Raw genomic sequence first — 13,584 nt, 5'->3', positions numbered from 1 at the left:
ATTAGAAATCTAATCTAACAAAATTTCTTTCTCTGGTTCTCTCAGAAATTTAAACATTTCTTTAACTTGCTTCTCTGTAACTCTTTCTTGCGAAAGCTCAGGTAATTGATTCTCTTTAAAGAATCTCACATCAGAAGTTTCCACGCTTTCCGCGGCCTCTCCACCAGTTATTTCACACAAAATATATATTTTATAAACATGTTGGGCAGACGGTGGATGATCGTGAAATTTCGTATCCAGTATACCAAGTAATCTAATTGATCTGACATCAAACCCAGATTCTTCTTTTATTTCTTTCTCTACGACCTCCCGTGGTGAAAGCCCTATATCTGCCCATCCCCCAGGTAAAGACCATGCTCCATCTAGACGTTCCTTTACAAGTAAAATTTCATCATTCTGAAAAACAACCCCACGTACATCCACCTTTGGTGTTGCATATCCACTATCACTTGCAAATAGAGTTCTGATCTTCTCAATCTCCACATCTGTATATTCGTTACATATCGTAATGCTAAGATCTCTTAACTGTTCAAAGCGTTCAAGATCATAGACATCCTTTGAATAAGCAAGTCCCGTTTGACTTATGGCTTGGATTTGTTTTGCCCATTCCAACCATTTAAGGTTCATTTCAAACACTCTCCTTGATTTCTTCGATTAATTCCTTCAAATCATTTCTTACGTTCCCTACCGAATGTGATACACGATAGGCGTGCATCTTACTAGATTCAAATGGACGAAGCAACTTCAATAGTGTTGATTCATCATGATGATCTCGGTTCAGCCAGTCTGATTCATCTTCACGATGCAGAATAACGGGCATGCGGTCATGTATATCAGCCATTAGGCTATTAGGTGTTGTGGTGATGATCGTACAAGTACTCAGCTTCTTTCCGCTAGGGTCGATCCAAATGTCATATAAACCAGCCATTGAGAAAATATCGCCGTCTCGCATAACAATTCGCATAGGCTGTTTACTTCCTTCTTGCTTCCTCCATTCATAAAATCCATCAGCAGGGATGATACATCGCCGGTTACTTACAAGCCGTTTGAACGAAGCTTTCTCTAGTAGTGTTTCAGCTCTCGCATTAATCATATTGCTGCCTATTTTCTGATCCTTAGCCCAAGATGGAACAAGGCCCCAGCGAAGTTCCCCAACACGATTCTCTAACCCATTATGTATGACAGCAGGTATCATTTGCATGGGTGCCACATTATATTTCGGGGCGTACTGGATCATTGGAGAATCACTCGTCAGATACCTAATCAACAACTCTTCCATAGAGACTGTTATTGTATAACGTCCACACATATTCAACACCCCCCAATAATAATTATCTCGCCATATTTGTCCCTTTAGATGTTCTATCTACAATCTCTTTCTAATTAGTCGCATCTATCCTCGATGATTGACCTCGACTTCAAATACGTGATACCACTTGAAATAGTTGTTAGCAGGCTTGTTATACCAGAAATCCTCATCCCTATGATTGAGCCACTCATCATCTACCGTTGCCAATAACTCTATTTGTTCCATGTTTATGTATTCGCGCATTAGAATGCTTTCCCTTTTTATGAATCCAAACCTACATCAATAAAACATATTGATAAATAATGTATCAACGAGTTATTATATAACCAACGGTTACTAACCAGTGGTTATAATTTTCTTATTATCAAAAGGAGTGCTACTCAAGAATGTTAACTAAACAGGAAATTCGTTCACAAGCGACTAAGAAAGAGATACTATCTGCTGCTGCACAATTGTTTAATACAAAAGGATTCGCTTCAGTTACGATGCGAGAAATAGCCAAGGTGGCCGGTTGTTCACACACGACCATTTACATCTATTTCAAGGATAAGGAAGCCCTTCTACATCAGCTCTCTATGCCTCCTCTTGAAGAAATAAAAACACAGATGGAGCATATTTCTTTACAACTTGATCTATCCCCAGAGGAAAAGCTTAAAATGATTAGTCTTGATTTCATTCAATTTTGCCTGCTTCATCGGAACATTTATGCGACTTTCATAGGAGAACAGGCATCACGTGTGGATATTGAGGTATCAGATAATGAAATCAACACCATGCGGATATCATTGTTTAAACTGCTGGAGCAATCACTTCAACATTGTCTTGTCATTAAGGGAAACGACGAACTTCTCTTAATGTACACTCGCATCTATTTTTACACATTGCATGGCATCGTAAGTCTTTACACTCGTTCTGACGAATCACTTGAAAGCATGATCGAAAGACTGTTACCCACTTTCGAAGAATCTATTGAGGTGTTATTGATAGGATTTAAAGAACGATTAAAGGGAGCGAACTAATATGAAAATCACACAGATCTCAGAACACATTTGGAGTTTGAAAATATGGATCGTCATTCCGATTCATGTGTGCGTTGTTGTGGAAGAGGATGGCGTAACTTTGGTAGATGCTGGATTGCCTTTCATGGCCAAAGGTATTCTTCAATTTATTGAGAATCTGCAAGCAGGTCCACTAACTAGAATTGTCTTGACTCATGGTCACGGAGATCATGTCGGTGCCATTGAAAAGATACTAGAAGTAACTCAGGTTCCCATTTTCGCACACCGTATTGAGATCCCTTATATAGAAGGAGAAATGCCCTACCCTCGTAGAAAAAAGGCAGCCATTAGCGTGGCTAAACAACGAACCCAACCACTTCCCGAGAACGAACACGGTGAACTTCAATCTATGGGTGGATTAACTCCTTATCTTACACCTGGTCACTCACCAGGTCATGTCGCGTATTATCATCAGCAGGATCAAGTATTATTGGTTGGAGATCTTTTCACTGCTAAAAAGGGGAAACTCCGTAAGCCAATGGCCATCTTTACCGGAGATATGGAAGAAGCCATCAGAAGCAGTGCCATTGTGAGTCAATTGAAACCGCTACGTCTTGAGGTATGTCATGGTACATCCGTTCTCCAACCTGCCAATCAGTTAGATACATATTTGAAGTCATAATAGGGATCTGATCATTAATTACGATCATAGCTAGTCTTATGCACATATAAAAGCTACCATAACATCATGGTAGCTTTGTAATAATACTTTATCGTACATTCTTATTTGAGCGCAACGACTCGTAATCTCTTATAGTCAGCAATCCAAGACTCCCCATTAAATAATGATGCTCTAGCCTTGTTAGTTATTTTTGTGAATATATCTTTCTTTTCCAACTCGGAGAAATCTTTGAAAAACACATCGGCTGCTAGCCCATTTAACCAATGCATGAGTCCATTCTCTCCATCTTCCAGTTGTGTAGGACGGTCGAAATGGACCGCATAGGTTACTCGAAAACCTTGTTGTTCTAACAATTGGCTATATTCACCTATACTCGGAAAATACCAAGGGTTGAGCTCATTCGCATCAACAGCATAATCTTGCGCTAATACGTCAGTTATCGATTTCACAATCATCTCAACGTTACCTTTGCCACCAAACTCCGCAACAAAACGGCCACCATCCTCTAAAGCATTCCAGACACTTGCTATGACACCTTCTGCATTCTTAACCCAATGGAGTGCGGCATTCGAGAATACAGCATTTACAGGTCCATTTAAGGTGAAACTCTCTGCATTCCCACGGACGAAGTTAATTTCAGGGTACTTATTTCTCGCTCTCGCCATCATCTCTTCGGATAAATCCATCCCGATAACGGAAGCACCTAATTCTCCGATTTCATGACTTAAATCCCCTGTACCACATCCCAGATCCAGGACTCTCTCTCCTTGTTGCACATTCAGAATCTCCAGAATTCCTCTTCCGTATTGTGACACGAATCCTAATTTATCATCGTATAATTCTGCTTTCCATTCATGAATCGATCCCATACTTTATACCCTCCTTCAATTCCATTATTGATGTTGAAGGTATTATTACATATATTCACTTATTGATGAAATATATAAAACAAATAGAGCTTATAGTTAATATCTATATAACTGCTAAGCATTTTGTTGGAAAAAGGCCTCTTTCACATAAATTGAATATGTCAAAACGATAATTGACCAAATCATATTTCCTATGAATGGTTGTGCGGTATATGTTGTCGCCAATGTTAAACTTACCATTCCAAAAAGTATGGAATATATAATCATTAACCAAAATCCCCATTGTTTAAGATTTCTATATCCATAGACCATTACAAGGGATAAACCTGCGACTAATATCCTTACTAGCTGTTCAGGTGCATTTGGTACACCAAATCTTTCTGCTATCCCGATTGCATCAGCATTAGCATCATAAAATACAGAAGTAAAAAGTAATAGAATCGCACCAAAAAAATAGAAAAAACTAATCAATGAAACACCTAAAGGTCTTCTCAATGCACTCACCTCCATTTTGATAATTTTACCACATATGTAAGCAGACTCATAAATTAATAACTTTGATCAACAGACAGTCCATAATCAATACTTAGCGAAAAGCAAAAAAAGCTACCGTAACAATCACGGTAGCATCAATTATTAGTCAACGATGATATTCAATATCCGTCGAGTCCTTTGATTACATTTTCTCAGCAACAATTGTAAATGTCTTAGGAATACCCTTGTCAAATACTTCTGATGATAGGTTAGGCAATTCTTCTAAGATCTTAATGAATAACCCTTCGCTTGCGACAGCAGTCACAATTTCTCCAATGGTCCACTTTCTTAAGCGCACTTTTTGCACATCTGGTTCTTTGTTCTCATAGGATGTGAATTTGGAGAATGATATTTCCTTTTCCTCAAGAGAGGTGTCGAAATAATCACCCGTTACTTTATGCTTTCTGATGTTTGCTGTAGTGCCTTTGGATGAAATTAGTTTGGTTGAAATCGGATGGAAATCCTGTAGGATTAATCGCCCGCCCTGAGTAAGCAACTCGGACACAACATTGAACAATGGATGCAAATCCTCAAAGTAATGAAGAATTCCAAACTCCATAAATACAATATCAAATTCCCCAGACAACTTGTCCATTGGTAAGCTTAGTACATCAGAAACGATATAATCCACCTTCACTTTAGCTGCATCAGCTAGTTCTAGAGCGTAGGTTTCATTCTCAACTGAGAAATCGGCTATCGCCACATCCGCACCTAGTAAGGCTAACGCTACCGCTTTATTTCCATTTGAGCCTAGTAGATTAATAATTTTTTTACCGTTGACTCCGTCCATATGTTCATACGCATTGCCGATTCTTTTTATAGGGTCTTCTATGATTTTCAGTGCTGCTTCATTCGGCGTACCAAAACGATTAACCCATGCTTGATATGCTCCCGTATTCCAAGCACTTTTATTTTGTTGAAATGGTTCCACTTTCATTCCTCCATACCCTTATGCTGGGATTCAATAATTAAGATTTCCTTCCCTCACTAGAAGGACACGTCAAGAAATCATACCATGTTCAACACATGTCTTCAATTTATTATTTAATTATAATCGCTTTTTAGAACAGCATACATTTTTTGGTCGATGAAATCTCCCTTTATCTTTAACTGTTGGCGTAATACGCCCTCAAATTTCATTCCGATATTCTCCAAGACGCGTGCCGAACCTATATTATTATAATTGCATCTTCCTTCAATGCGATTCACATCTAGTTGTTCAAAACTATATCTAATGATCTCTCTTGTCGCTTCTGTCATGATCCCTTTATTCCAGTATTGACTCGAAAGAGCAAAGCCAATCTCTGCTCTTTGGTGTCGTACATCCCAACTAATTAATCCAGTTCTACCTATTAATTTATTGAGAGGCTTATACACAATTCCCCAGCGATATGCCCGTCTTAGCTCAAAATTCTTCAATACATATGCCATATCATTGATCGTATCTTCAAGCGATTCATGCCGGTCCCATAACGTATTCGCAGATACAATGGGATCAGAGGCGAATTCATAGTACTCTTGTATATCATCTAAACTTAACTTTCGAAGTAGAAGACGTTCGGTTTCAAACACAGGCATTTCATTAAATAGTATTTCTACCTGCATGACCAACACCCCTTATCAGATCATTTCCCTAAAACCTTGTACCTCATCTAACTTATATCCTAGCGACTCATAAAATTTATGAGCATCCTTACGATATGCGCTTGATACGAATATAATGTAATAGCAATCTGCATGCTTCGCGATATTCTCCATTTCGTTCATGATCTTTCTTCCCAGACCCAAGCCTCGAAACTTATGTGATATCACCACGTTCTCAATGACCATGAAAGGTCTACAGTCTCCTACGAGATCTTGGCAAACAATCCCCATCACCGATCCCGCTAATTCACCATCAACTTTTATTCCGGTCAGACGATAATCTGCGTTACTCTTCATGATAGTAAATTGTGCCTGCATCTTTAATAGATCAGACGGACTACCAATTAGTTCTTCATATAATAAACTAAGTTTCTCTAGATCTTCATGTTCAATAGGATCTATACTAATCACGCATAATCAACCTCTTTCTAATCCACTGATACTTTAGTATGACTAATCAAACCAAGCATGCGTAGGAATTTCAATCATCACTTTCCCGATCAACTTATCATGATCTATAAATGGATAATTCCATGCATGAGAATCAAAACTTACGTTACGATTATCTCCTAAGAACAAGTATTTATTTGCCGGTACGATGACAGGTCCAAAGTTATAATTCATTTTTTCTTGAATATAGGGTTCGTTAACGATTGTTTTATTTCTATATAATTCTCCATCTTTCACTTCGATTTCATCTCCAGGTAACCCAATCAGTCTTTTTACGTATTTCTTGTCTTCTTCTGGTGCTTGAAATACGATGATGTCACCATGATTTAAGTTAGTCATCCACATCATTTTCTCTACAATAAGATGATCGTTGATCTGAATCGTAGGGATCATAGATCCCGTAGGAACTTTCATAGCTTCTGCAACATACGTCCGAACAAATATGGATACGACAAGTGCAATTAGAATGCTCGGTAGATATTGTTTCATTATTTTCATCATCATAAATCCTCCTCATTACACATCATATAAACTAAAATTGTTCATTAAGACAACAGACGCTTGTGCAACATCATTAATAATATCATATATAGACTCCACATCGTATTCAACACATAACCCATTCACGAGTGCCCAACCCTATTAATTTATTTCACTATTCTCATCTCAAAAATAACCTCATCATCCTCAATCTCCCCAGTATCCATGAATCCCATCTTTAGGTACAATGCTCTTGCTGAGTCATTATCCGGATCAAATGAAATCCGAATGGCTGTCGAATTGGGCATCGATTTAATATGTTCGATTATTGTTTTCATACTAGCTTTCCCATATCCTTGTCCTTGGAAGCAAGCATCAATCATAAATCGTGGAATCCAATGGCACAAATCCTTCGGATCTGGCTCACTATCGATTAGAGTAAATCCGATCATTTCGTTATTCGCATAGATAGCGTACGGCAATAAATTGGGTTCCACCTTCGATTGTGCAATCGAATAAAGATTCGGAGCAATAAATTTCGTCTGATCTTCTTTTAACTTTAATCGGATACATGTACCCCAGTTATTCCTATCTACTACCTTCAATTCAATCGTTGGTTCTATCATAGATATTAACCCCTTAGTATTCTCTCGTATTATGAATCGGGCGGGTCACACATAAGTAAAACACCCGTTTTAAATATAACAAATAATGGGATCATCTGCATGGAAAGATCGTAATACAAAGAAGTCCAGCAGTCATACCCCTCTGGACTTCACTTCATATTAGAGAATAACTGTATCGGTTATAAGAACAAGTTTCCTTCCATTGGGCTACTAGCCGAAGCATACCGTTTCTTCGGAATTCTTCCCGCGTCGAATCCTAATCTACCCGCTTCAATAGCAAGCTTCATTGCCAGAGCCATCTTCACGGGATTCTGAGCTCCCGAAACAGCTGTATTTAGTAATACCGCATCGGCTCCGAGCTCCATGGCGAATGCCGCATCAGATGGACTACCTATACCAGCGTCTACAATAATCGGAACGATTGCTTGCTCAATAATAAACGATAAGTTCAACGGGTTAATGATTCCTTGACCTGATCCAATCGGGGATGCGCCCGGCATGATGGCATGAACACCTAATTCTTGTAGTCTTTTGGCTAACAACACGTCGTCCGATGTGTATGGGAGCACAATAAATCCTTCTTCTAGTAACATCTCAGAAGCTTTTAACGTCTCCAGTGGATCTGGCAACAACGTCTTCCAATCACCAATCACTTCAACTTTAATCATGTCACATAAGCCTGACGCTTTCGCTAATCTCGCAATACGCACGGCTTCTTCTGCTGTGGAAGCACCTGCTGTATTCGGTAGTAATGTATACTTACTCACATCTAGCATTTCTAGAAAATTAGGCTGATTGGCCTCAAAAATGTTCATACGTCGAACTGCAAACGTCAAAATTTGCGCCTCGGATACATCAACAGCTGTCTTTTGGATCTCAAAGCTTGGAAACTTACCCGTTCCTAGTAATAATCTCGATTTAAATTCATATGATCCTATCTTTAACATCTCAGCCACCTCCTACAAAGTGAACAATTTCAATACGATCTCCAACTGTTATACATGTCTTGTCATGATTTGTTTTCTCTAAAATTTGCTTATTCAACTCAACAATCAGAATTTTGGTCTCCAAGCCATAATGCATGAGCAAGTCTGTCATCGTCTTACACTGACTAGGGATTTCAACTTGTTCGCCGTTAATCTCTATATTCATGATGGAACACCTTCCTTCTCACAATGAACATTGTCATGACGATCTACGCGATAAGATTCAAGTGAAAGGTTCTTCTCTATTTTCCCTTCAGCCCAATCTGCTACAAGATTGCCCGTCATAGCACTAAGTAGAATTCCATTACGATAATGCCCTGCTGCGACATATAATCCTTTCCAATGTGGATGTGCACCCAAATAAGGTAAACCATCTAATGTCTGTGGACGAAGCCCACACCATGCCTTCTCCCACTCTGTGTCTACAATACCTGGTATGAGTTGCTTCGATGCTTCTAAGAGCTGCGCAATCCCACCTAACGATACCTTTCGATTATAACTATGTGAAGTCGTGGTTGCTCCAACAACCAAACGTCCTCCTTTCTTAGGAACTAAGTAACAACCATGACTATAAATCGTGGACTGCACTAGAGGTACATGACTCAGAACAGAGAAACACTCCCCCTTTACCGGATAAATGGGACATGTTAATCCAGCCTGTGCAAGAAGTGATCCACTCCACGTTCCAGAAGCAATAATGACCTTATCGGAGTAGATAGCTCCAACATTAGTCATCACGCCACTAATCCGTCTTTGTGCAAAGAGCAGCGATTTCACTTCAGTGAACTCCACTATTTGTGCTCCAAGAACTGCTGCAGCTTGTGCGAATGCAGAACATAGTTCAGGAGCGTCCACTTGACTATCTTCTTCGACTAACATAGCACCAAGTATTTCCGAGGAAATACTTGGCTCTTTGTATCTTACTTGTTCCGTCGACAACCACTCCGCTTGCTCTCCCGCTGTCTTTTGAAAATCCAATGTACGCTGAATTTCTATCACATCTGCCTCTGTTACTGCCACTCGAAGCAGACCTTTACGCTTCAGCCCTATATCTATCCCAGTTAAATCTCTTAAATCAGTAGCAAGTTGAGGAAATAATGCTCGACTTGCCCGGGCAAAATCGAACATTGGCCCAGCCTCTGTTATTTCTGCTTGCGCTGCAAGCATTCCAGCTGCGGCAATCGTTGCTTGGCTTCCAACACGATCACGCTCTAAGAGCATGACCTTCATCCCTCTTGCGGACATGTAGTACGCAATGGCACTTCCGATAACTCCCCCACCTACGATAATGGTATCTATTGGCTTCATCTGATCATTGACCTCCTAACAATTTTGAGCATAGGGTCCTTGATTAGCATCGAAATAACGAATCTCGGAAGATCCCTTAGCGATCTAATGCCTCTCGGTAGTCTTTTACCGACTTTAATGGATTGTCGCTTTCTGTAATCCCCGACAATATGGCAATTCCTGCTGCTCCAGTTGCAACGGTCTGATGCACATTCTCAGGGATAATACCCCCAATCGCAATCACCGGAATAGGAACCTTTTTCACCAATTCTTCTAAGACTTTCGTTCCTCTAGGTTGTTGGCCCGGCTTCGAATTCGTTGGAAATATATGCCCATATACTAGATAATCAGCACCTTGCCTACACATCTCAGTTGCTTCTTGAACATCATGAACGGAACGCCCTACTCTCAATCCGGGAAATAATCGCTTGACAACCTGCACCTCTAAGCTATGGTAACTTAGTTGAATACCTCTAACGCCAGCCGCGCTAGCCACATCAACTCGATCGTTAATGATTACTTTACTGAGAGGTACTCCACCAGTCTTCAAGGCCAGCACTGCCAGCCAAAGTTCTTTCGCATTGCATGATTTCTCCCTCAAATGAAAGGCTGTAACATACGGATGTATAAGTGACGCTATCCTTGCAAAACGTTCCAACTCAGACTGACCATTCGAGATCACATGTAACTCTCGACCGCACATACCATTCCCTCCAATTCTTCATGCAATCTATATAAAATAAGATTCAACACAAACAAAAAAAGCCACCCTCAGCATAGAAGGTGGCTCTATAACAATAGTCAAAAGAATGCAGACGTATATACGTATACAGACCTATCTCAACCAAAGCTTTCAAGCTCACTTCCCTACGCTGGTATAATCCAGATCAGGTTCAAAGGGTTTGGAATCACATACTTCCGTCTCAGCTAAATAGCACCCCTAGTGATCTAACGTATTCAATTGGATATATCCTAACATAAATATTAGGAAAATTGAACCCTAGAACTATTTCATCATAGCATTCTTTCCGTTCTTATTAGATAATAGAAAGGAAAGTATTGGTTATAGTGGAAGGGGTAATTACATAATGAGGTTTACAGTAAAAACAAAGTTCATTGCAGTATTCGCCAGTCTGATCGTTATGATTGGAGCTTTTTCCTGGTCGGATATCGTTAGGATGCAGAAGCTTACAGCAAATAACGAACAGACGGTCCAAGTATGGTTGAAGGGAATTGAAAACATTCAAGCCATCAACTATCACGTAGAACATATCGATTACGCGAAATATCAAATCCTAGCTACAAAAGTTCTACAGGAGCGTACTGACCTACTCACGGATATCTCCAACAATATAGCTAAAGTTGATAATTTATTATTAACCTATCAAGATTCCCTTGTGAATGACGAAGCCAAAGCAAATTTCACGAAGCTAAACGCAGACTGGAAGATATTCAAAGAAGCATTCGCTACATTTGAAAAGGCTGAACTTTATTCCGTAGAATTAAGGGAAGCTACAACAAAAATAACTGAATCACTTAACAATGTGGAGCAGATGGTTACTCCTATTGTGCAATATAATCACGATGGTGCTCTAGTCGCTGAACAAGACAGTAAAGATTTATCTAAATCAAGCATGATCCAGTTATTAATAGGTCTTGGTATTATGGTCGTGTTCATCATTATTTGTGGTTCACTTCTTGTTCGGAGTATTTCTAATCCTGTCAGAAAAGTGTCGGATGCACTCAATCGTATTGCAGATGGGGATTTAACTGTAGAGACCATCGTCGTCAAAAATAATGATGAAATTGGAACGATGGTACTTGCTGTGAATCGAATGGTCGAACATTTGAGAGATTCAGTTAACCAGATGTTAACCGCATCTACTATAGTGGCTTCATCTTCGGAACAGCTACTCATGAACTCTAAAAGTAATGCTGACGCCTCCAACCACGTGACCCTCTCGGTTCAAGAAGTAGCTACCGGTGCAGAAATTCAAGCCCAAAGTTCCTTGGATTGCAACCGAGCTATGGAGGAAATGACCTCAGGGATTCAACGAATTGCAGAAACAGCTTCTGATGTATCCGAGCTTTCACTATCTGCAACCGATCATGCAAAGATAGGAACGCAAGTTATGCAACGTGTCTCACATAAAATGCATGCAGTCAGCACAGCCGTGGATCATGCCAACGACGTATTGAAGGAATTGGAGGTTCACTCCCTTAATATTAGTCAAGTCTCCACATTAATCGGAAATATTTCAACCCAAACGAATCTACTCGCATTAAATGCAGCTATCGAAGCAGCCCGTGCTGGAGACGCAGGTATGGGATTTGCTGTAGTGGCTAACGAAGTACGTAAGTTGGCCTCTCAGACTGAAGCATCCGTTCAGAATATTTCAGAATTAATTAATAGTATCCAGACGGATTCAGCAATGGCCGTAAAAGTGATGAATGAAGGTCTAATCGAAGTTAATGCAGGATTACACGAGGTTGGTGAAGCAGAGAAAGCATTCCAACAGATCTTTAAATCTTCTGAATTGGTTGCTCTGAAAGTTCAAGAAACAGCAGCTGCGGCTGAACAAATGGCGGCTAGTACGGAAGAAGTTGCAGCAACTGTTACTAATGTAGGTGCCGTAGCCCAGCAAACATCGGCTACAGCTCAGACCGTAGCCTCCGCCGCTGAAGAGCAGTTGGCATCTACGGAAGAAATTACAGCTTCAGCTAAAACCTTGCTGGATATATCTCAAGATTTATTTAAAGTTGTAAACACCTTCAAGACTAACAAGACAAATCTCTAACCTCTTATACTATATATTAAACAACCCAAGCTTCTACAGTTGGGTTGTTTATATTCTTAAGACAACGGCTCTATTCCTCTGCCCACTCTTTAAAAATCTGTAGCATCTCTTCTAAATTCTTCAGTCCACCTGCACCTTCGAAATATCCATCCTTTATCCAACATCTTACCCAGTCATTGTCATCACGATCGATGATAATTTCATTTAACAATTTACCTTCGAGTTCAGTTTCAAGTAAAGGAATCGTTACTCTCCACCCTGGCGTATCGATAGATTCAATTTTCAACACATGGGTTTGCTCCCATTCATCATCACAATAGCTTTCGTACCAATTTTCTAACCATTTAAGGTAACTCATTCATCTCATCCTCTTTTTTTTCATATGATTAACCCATAACCAATCCACCACAAAAGAAATAACAATCCCCACCGTATATCTAATTAAATCAATTCCCAAGAAACCTTTGCCTAATATTAGTGCGCCCAATAGGGTTGATCGTATAGCATTAATCCAATCTGCTTGGTACAACTGACTGAATTCAATAGAATAACTAAAAACTATACTCAGACAAACAGACACAAGTAATCTTTGCTTTAAGAACAATATTCGACAGCCGAAATAAACCATACTTGCCCACAGCGCATCTCCGAAATGTCTTGATACAAATACGGGTAGAACATCTGTAAAGGATCTCGAACTAATGCCCAGAATGATGACCATAAAGAATACAATAATATACACTACTCTATTCCTCAAATCATTCAATTACAGCCCACCACCCCATCATATTTTATCCATCCGAAAAAACAGCTGTTTATACTCATTTAGGGTTCATTTTACCTTCGGCTAGAAGGGTTTGCAACTTCTTGATCATCGAACGTATTTAGAGTTCACTATTGAAAATATAAAAAAGTCATGGA

General features: G+C 39.6%; 19 protein-coding genes and 1 riboswitch. Of the genes, 3 read left to right on the top strand and 16 right to left on the bottom strand.

The genetic code is table 11. The features are described 5' to 3' along the window. Positions 1-9: 9 nt before the first annotated feature. The 3 genes from BW961_RS23865 to BW961_RS30055 form a co-directional block, all read right to left on the bottom strand. Positions 10-627: an NUDIX hydrolase gene (locus BW961_RS23865; RefSeq protein ID WP_068588330.1), complete on the bottom strand. Its 618-nt coding sequence runs from the start codon at positions 625-627 to the stop codon at positions 10-12. Between the two features lies 1 nt (position 628). Beyond that, positions 629-1,309, bottom strand: coding sequence for an SOS response-associated peptidase (locus BW961_RS23860; protein ID WP_068588327.1), 681 nt, complete (start codon positions 1,307-1,309; stop codon positions 629-631). Between the two features lie 84 nt (positions 1,310-1,393). Then, positions 1,394-1,552: a hypothetical protein gene (locus BW961_RS30055; protein ID WP_212568139.1), complete on the bottom strand. Its 159-nt coding sequence runs from the start codon at positions 1,550-1,552 to the stop codon at positions 1,394-1,396. Positions 1,553-1,695: 143 nt separating this feature from the next. On the opposite strand from BW961_RS30055, the gene BW961_RS23855 reads away from it, so the two are divergent. After that, a complete protein-coding gene (locus BW961_RS23855; RefSeq protein ID WP_068588324.1) occupies positions 1,696-2,328 on the top strand; it encodes a TetR/AcrR family transcriptional regulator in 633 nt (210 codons plus the stop codon). 1 nt (position 2,329) lies between these two features. After that, positions 2,330-2,989 carry an MBL fold metallo-hydrolase gene (locus tag BW961_RS23850; RefSeq protein WP_068588322.1) on the top strand — a complete coding sequence of 220 codons (660 nt, stop codon included), beginning with the start codon at positions 2,330-2,332 and terminating at the stop codon, positions 2,987-2,989. 101 nt (positions 2,990-3,090) lie between these two features. Here the strand turns inward: BW961_RS23850 and BW961_RS23845 are convergent, their stop codons facing one another. The 11 genes from BW961_RS23845 to BW961_RS23795 form a co-directional block, all read right to left on the bottom strand. Beyond that, complete coding sequence (locus BW961_RS23845; RefSeq protein ID WP_170878605.1) at positions 3,091-3,858, bottom strand: class I SAM-dependent methyltransferase; 768 nt, start codon at positions 3,856-3,858, stop codon at positions 3,091-3,093. 114 nt (positions 3,859-3,972) lie between these two features. Beyond that, positions 3,973-4,353, bottom strand: coding sequence for a hypothetical protein (locus tag BW961_RS23840; RefSeq protein WP_082867569.1), 381 nt, complete (start codon positions 4,351-4,353; stop codon positions 3,973-3,975). Positions 4,354-4,534: 181 nt separating this feature from the next. Beyond that, on the bottom strand, positions 4,535-5,323 hold the full coding sequence (locus BW961_RS23835; RefSeq protein WP_082867568.1) for a class I SAM-dependent methyltransferase: 789 nt from the start codon (positions 5,321-5,323) through the stop codon (positions 4,535-4,537). Between the two features lie 113 nt (positions 5,324-5,436). Beyond that, positions 5,437-5,997 carry a GNAT family N-acetyltransferase gene (locus BW961_RS23830; protein ID WP_068588311.1) on the bottom strand — a complete coding sequence of 187 codons (561 nt, stop codon included), beginning with the start codon at positions 5,995-5,997 and terminating at the stop codon, positions 5,437-5,439. Between the two features lie 15 nt (positions 5,998-6,012). Further along, on the bottom strand, positions 6,013-6,447 hold the full coding sequence (locus BW961_RS23825) for a GNAT family N-acetyltransferase (protein WP_068588308.1): 435 nt from the start codon (positions 6,445-6,447) through the stop codon (positions 6,013-6,015). A 42-nt stretch (positions 6,448-6,489) separates the two neighbouring features. Then, positions 6,490-6,990 (bottom strand): signal peptidase I, encoded by a 501-nt coding sequence (gene lepB / locus BW961_RS23820; RefSeq protein WP_068588305.1) that lies wholly within the window; start codon positions 6,988-6,990, stop codon positions 6,490-6,492. 143 nt (positions 6,991-7,133) lie between these two features. Next, positions 7,134-7,592 (bottom strand): GNAT family N-acetyltransferase, encoded by a 459-nt coding sequence (locus BW961_RS23815; protein ID WP_068588303.1) that lies wholly within the window; start codon positions 7,590-7,592, stop codon positions 7,134-7,136. A gap of 179 nt (positions 7,593-7,771) precedes the next feature. Then, entirely contained in the window at positions 7,772-8,539 is a 768-nt protein-coding gene (locus tag BW961_RS23810; protein ID WP_068588300.1) for a thiazole synthase, read from the bottom strand. A gap of 1 nt (position 8,540) precedes the next feature. Next, positions 8,541-8,744: a sulfur carrier protein ThiS gene (gene thiS, locus BW961_RS23805; protein WP_068588298.1), complete on the bottom strand. Its 204-nt coding sequence runs from the start codon at positions 8,742-8,744 to the stop codon at positions 8,541-8,543. Beyond that, complete coding sequence (gene thiO, locus BW961_RS23800; protein ID WP_068588295.1) at positions 8,741-9,886, bottom strand: glycine oxidase ThiO; 1,146 nt, start codon at positions 9,884-9,886, stop codon at positions 8,741-8,743. The genes thiS and thiO overlap by 4 nt, the downstream gene beginning before the upstream one ends. A gap of 76 nt (positions 9,887-9,962) precedes the next feature. Continuing rightward, positions 9,963-10,568, bottom strand: coding sequence for a thiamine phosphate synthase (locus BW961_RS23795; protein WP_068588292.1), 606 nt, complete (start codon positions 10,566-10,568; stop codon positions 9,963-9,965). Between the two features lie 144 nt (positions 10,569-10,712). Beyond that, positions 10,713-10,817: riboswitch (TPP riboswitch) on the bottom strand. A gap of 136 nt (positions 10,818-10,953) precedes the next feature. On the opposite strand from BW961_RS23795, the gene BW961_RS23790 reads away from it, so the two are divergent. Further along, the gene (locus BW961_RS23790) at positions 10,954-12,663 is read left to right on the top strand and encodes a methyl-accepting chemotaxis protein (RefSeq protein ID WP_068588289.1); all 1,710 of its coding nucleotides are present in this window, start codon (positions 10,954-10,956) and stop codon (positions 12,661-12,663) included. A gap of 70 nt (positions 12,664-12,733) precedes the next feature. On the opposite strand, the gene BW961_RS23785 is transcribed toward BW961_RS23790, so the two are convergent. Together BW961_RS23785 and BW961_RS23780 are read right to left on the bottom strand one after the other, a co-directional pair. Beyond that, positions 12,734-13,021 carry an immunity 53 family protein gene (locus BW961_RS23785; protein WP_068588287.1) on the bottom strand — a complete coding sequence of 96 codons (288 nt, stop codon included), beginning with the start codon at positions 13,019-13,021 and terminating at the stop codon, positions 12,734-12,736. Continuing rightward, complete coding sequence (locus tag BW961_RS23780) at positions 13,022-13,429, bottom strand: ribosomal maturation YjgA family protein (protein ID WP_244556042.1); 408 nt, start codon at positions 13,427-13,429, stop codon at positions 13,022-13,024. Between the last annotated feature and the right edge of the window lie 155 nt (positions 13,430-13,584).

The organism is Paenibacillus macquariensis (genome assembly GCF_900156375.1).
GTDB classification, from domain to species: Bacteria; Bacillota; Bacilli; order Paenibacillales; family Paenibacillaceae; genus Paenibacillus_AQ; species Paenibacillus_AQ macquariensis.
Note: the sequence above shows the minus strand (reverse complement) of the source record. Positions and strands in the feature narration are given on the sequence as shown.